At 53.8% G+C, this 4,066-nt stretch carries 3 protein-coding genes; all 3 read left to right on the forward strand.

The window, feature by feature from the left end:
• The first annotated feature begins 206 nt into the window (after positions 1–206).
• Positions 207–827, forward strand: coding sequence for a hypothetical protein (locus HZR81_RS23220; protein WP_500129362.1), 621 nt, complete (start codon positions 207–209; stop codon positions 825–827).
• Positions 828–1,067: 240 nt separating this feature from the next.
• The gene (locus HZR81_RS23225) at positions 1,068–3,155 is read left to right on the forward strand and encodes an AAA family ATPase (RefSeq protein ID WP_500129363.1); all 2,088 of its coding nucleotides are present in this window, start codon (positions 1,068–1,070) and stop codon (positions 3,153–3,155) included.
• A 12-nt stretch (positions 3,156–3,167) separates the two neighbouring features.
• Positions 3,168–4,066, forward strand: an 899-nt coding sequence (locus HZR81_RS23230) for a C40 family peptidase (RefSeq protein ID WP_500129364.1), incomplete at its 3' end; no start/stop codon positions are given.

A 4,066-nucleotide genomic window follows, 5' to 3' on the forward strand; every position in this document is an offset into this window, starting at 1 on the left:
TTCAGATGCAGTTGCGCCCAGATTTTCGGGGCGCTTTGGGCGCCTTTTCTGCAGAATTGAAACCCAGTCAGACCGCCAGGCATCTTCGATAAGGCGCTTGGCCCTTAGGCAGTTCAATAGCCTGGTCGAGCTTTCATACGTCACCGGCTGTCGCACCACTGGGCCATCCTTTCTCCTAGCAAATCAGCAACGCATGGAGAAACACGATGAACGCGCAATTGGAAAACTTGCTTGCCCAACAACTTCAATGCATGCATGAACTCCGTGTGGGGGCGCATGACCTTGCCTGCGTTGTGGCTGACGAGGTTTGGGACAAATTTGAAGCAGAAATTGAAGAAGCCACCGCCGACAGCTTTATGTTCGACATGGCGGCCAGCACACAGGCTGCGCTCTCCAACATACTCGCTTTAGGCTACGACGAAGCCTTTGAACGGCATGTGCTTAGTTTTTTTGACAAGCAGTTGGGTAAGCTGCGTGAGACGGGTTTGATCCAGGGTGATTTCGACTGCGGGATGATCGATCTCAAGGGGCTACGCAAAGGAATGAAGCTGCGACGTCATGCCAGTGACCTCATCAATCAGGTAATAGAAAGAGCAAAGCCAGGGCTGATTGGCCTGCTTTTTCTGTCCCGTGACCCACGTTCAGAAAGCTGGGAACGGGAGCACCGTGATAATGCTCGTCGCCTGCGCAGTAGGCTGTATGAATTGCGCGGGGATGTGGTGGTGATGATGTGCGAGGAGACCAGCGCTGTCATCCAGGCGGCACGACTGGCGTACATTGACATGCTTGAGCGGCGTGCCAGTGGAACCAATGCAGCGCTGGTTTAGCGCATTTCAGGCAGGGATGCCTTGTAGGAATAAAGCTAAAAGATTGGCCGATAAATGGAATGCAGATAGTCTCCGCGCTGACAGCAACCGCTCACTCAGTTATTGATCCTTGAATCTTGCAGTCATCGCCGACCCAAGGTGGTTGGACTGCGTTGCATAGGCCGCAGCAGTCCTGTCTACCTTATTCAAAATCCAACATACGTTGCACACTGAGGCACACAGTACTTTATGACTTCGAGCGTGAAAGAACGACTGCTGACTCTGATTGAACACCTTAACCATGGCCTGGTAGAGCGTGAGGCTGCGATCAAGGCCGCTCTGCTGGCGATGCTTGCCGGTGAAAATATGCTGCTGGTTGGCCCGCCGGGTACTGCCAAGAGCCTTATTGCTCGCAAGCTGGCCAAGTGTCTGGATGAGGGGACGGACTCGCAAGCGGGCAAAGAGTATTTCGAATACTTGCTGACCAAATTCACCACGCCGGAGGAGATTTTTGGGCCGCTGTCGATCAGTGAACTCAAGCAGGATCGTTTCAAGCGAAACACGGCAGGTTACCTACCCTCGGTGCGCGTGGCTTTTCTCGATGAAATCTTCAAAGCCAGTTCGTCCATTCTCAACGCCTTGCTGACCATTCTTAACGAGCGAACCTATCACAACGGCACTGAGGCTCTGGAAGTGCCGCTACAGGCCCTGATTGCTGCGTCCAACGAACTGCCCACCGGGCAGGAAGAGCTTGAGGCGCTTTACGATCGCTTTCTGGTGCGTAGCTTTGTCGATTATGTTCGTGCCGAGAATATGCCCCGTCTGCTGGAAAAGACGGCACCGCCGCCTACTCAACTGAAGCTGACGACAAACGATATTGAAGCGATTCGCCAAGCGGCAGAAGAAGTACAACTAACCGACGATGTCATTGCTGCGCTCCAGCGTATCTGGGCTGAGCACAAGCGTATGTTCAAGGAGGACCGTCGCGAGAAGCTGTCAGACCGTCGCCTGAAGAAAGCTGTACACCTGCTGCGTATTTCGGCAGCCAGTAATGGTCGCAGCGAAGTTGATCTTTCCGACATCCTGCTGCTCAAGGATTGCTTGTGGGATCACCCGGACAACGCGAACAAGGTTCGCCAGCTGGTTATGGACACCCTGCGCAGTTTCAGCCGAGCAGTGCTGCGCGATGCCGAGCGCGACGCACAATTTGAAACGGCGCTTTCAACGCCTTTGAGCCCGTCGATTGGAAAAGCCAGTGCAGTAATAAAGGGCTACAAAGGCAGTGGCACTGAGCACGATCCCATACTGATCGAAACCGTGCATGATCTGGCTGGACTTGAGCGCCCGGATGTCGGCCAGCAAGGTTATTACTTCCGGCAAAACGCTGATATTGATGCCTGCGCGGTGAAAACGTGGCCCGATGTTGTTTTTAAGGGGCATTATGATGGAGCGGGTCACTCCGTTATTTATAACAATGATTCTAGTGATTTGTTTTCTGAGATTAAAGATGCATCTGTAATAAATATAAAGATGGTCAGGTTAGGTTTGGCCAGCAGGGCTATTGATTGTAATTTTCTAAACTGTGAGGTTTCTGGGGTTTTATTAGGTGCTGCTGAAGGGTCTAAGATTGTGGCATGTTCTGCCGGAAATAATATTGTCAAAGGTTTAGCGAGCAATTGCTCGATTACGCACTGTCAATCAGGTGTCTCTGTCGCAAGCGATTTGGCTGGAAGTGTCGTTAGTCAGTGTCAGTCTGGGGATGTCCTGATTATAAGTGGTGCAGAGTCGAGTACGATTCAGAACTGTCATGTGCAGTTGAATGCTAGCTGGAGCTCTTTCGGCCTTACTGTGCGTGGAGGTGTTGCATATACGCTGTCAGGTGATAGTGCTGTTACATGCTGTTTTGTCGCTGGGAAAGCTACTCTCGGTGACGGATACAGTATTCGTTTTTCAGGTATCGCTGCTGTTGGCAAAAACAGCATGGTTAATAATTGTGTGCTTGGCGCTTTCGAGTGTGGGGACGGGGTAAAAATCGATGGGCGGATTGTTAATTCTGTAGGTGGTGCGACACTGCAAAATAACGTGGCGCTGGATTGCCATAAAGGGCAGTCGGCGTCCGACGGTACAGATGGTAAATCCTTATCAAGCGCCTTGTTTACTGCTCATTACCTGGAGCACACCATGGGCTGGGACTTCGATACGGTCTGGCAGTGGAACGATAAACTGAACCAGCCGGAGTTGAAGTCAGTCGGCAGCAAGGCCCAGCCCATGACCACCCGCCATGGTGCATCGGCAAGCGAGCAAGGCGACCTGCTTGAGCAGCAACTGTCAGCCAACATCTGGCTGTAAGGCGGGTCTCGCATGATTCCTCTGCTAGCTTCCGCTCTCGGCGGTTGGGGGGCGCTCAAAACTGCACTGCCTTTTGGCATAAAAGCGCTCAAGTATTTTGTCGATAGCACTATTCGCGACAAGGTTCGCCCGCTGCCTGGCAGTGTGGTGTATTGCGACCTCTGGCTGGCCGTGGAGCACTCGGGCATCTATGTGGGTGACGGGCAAATCTCCAATATCGAGGTCGATGGGGTGGCGGAAAGCACCGTACGTGCCTGCGATCCAGCGGGCTTTACCTCGAAGAGCACATTAGGTCGGAAGATCTACGTGTCCTGCGACGGCAGCGGGGCGGTGGGGCATAAGGCTGTGGCGCGGGGGGCGCAAAAACACCTGGGTGAGCGGGCGTTTTATGGCCTGGTATTCAAAAACTGCCACCAGTTTTCCACCCGCTGCGTGAACTACGCAGGAACAGTGCAGGGGCAGGTTTCTCTGATTGATAGCGCCTTGAGCTTGTTGCCGGATGGTACGGTTGAGCCCACCATGGCCGCACTTAAACGTGCCGCACGCGCCAGACTGGGGGCCACCAAGTGGCGGCTGTGGGACTGGCAAAATGACGAGGAAGGTGACGGCGACGAGGCCCCTGAAGAACCTGACTGGCAGGCGCATGCTGCACATTTCGAAAACCTGCCGCTGAATGCGCAAAGCATTGCCGACATTCGCGAGGAGCTGGCGGCGGCGCTCGACTACGAGCAGGAGATCGCCGACGAGAATATTCCCCAGCCGGTTCGCCAGCGTCTGGCGTCGTTTCGGCAAACCCTGGCCGACATCTCGCAAAAGTACGAAGAGGTCAAAGGCTTTTTGACCGCCTGCCCTGATGCACGTTTTTCATATGCGGATCTGAAGGGCAGTGGCGAGGACTTTGCTGCGCTGGC

Source organism: Pseudomonas sp. LM13, assembly GCF_041381355.1.
Taxonomy (GTDB): domain Bacteria; phylum Pseudomonadota; class Gammaproteobacteria; order Pseudomonadales; family Pseudomonadaceae; genus Stutzerimonas; species Stutzerimonas frequens.

Bases quoted from the DNA above. Each gene is read 5' to 3' on its own strand.
- HZR81_RS23220 (WP_500129362.1), top strand. From the start codon at position 207: ATGAACGCGCAATTGGAAAACTTGCTTGCCCAACAACTTCAATGCATG.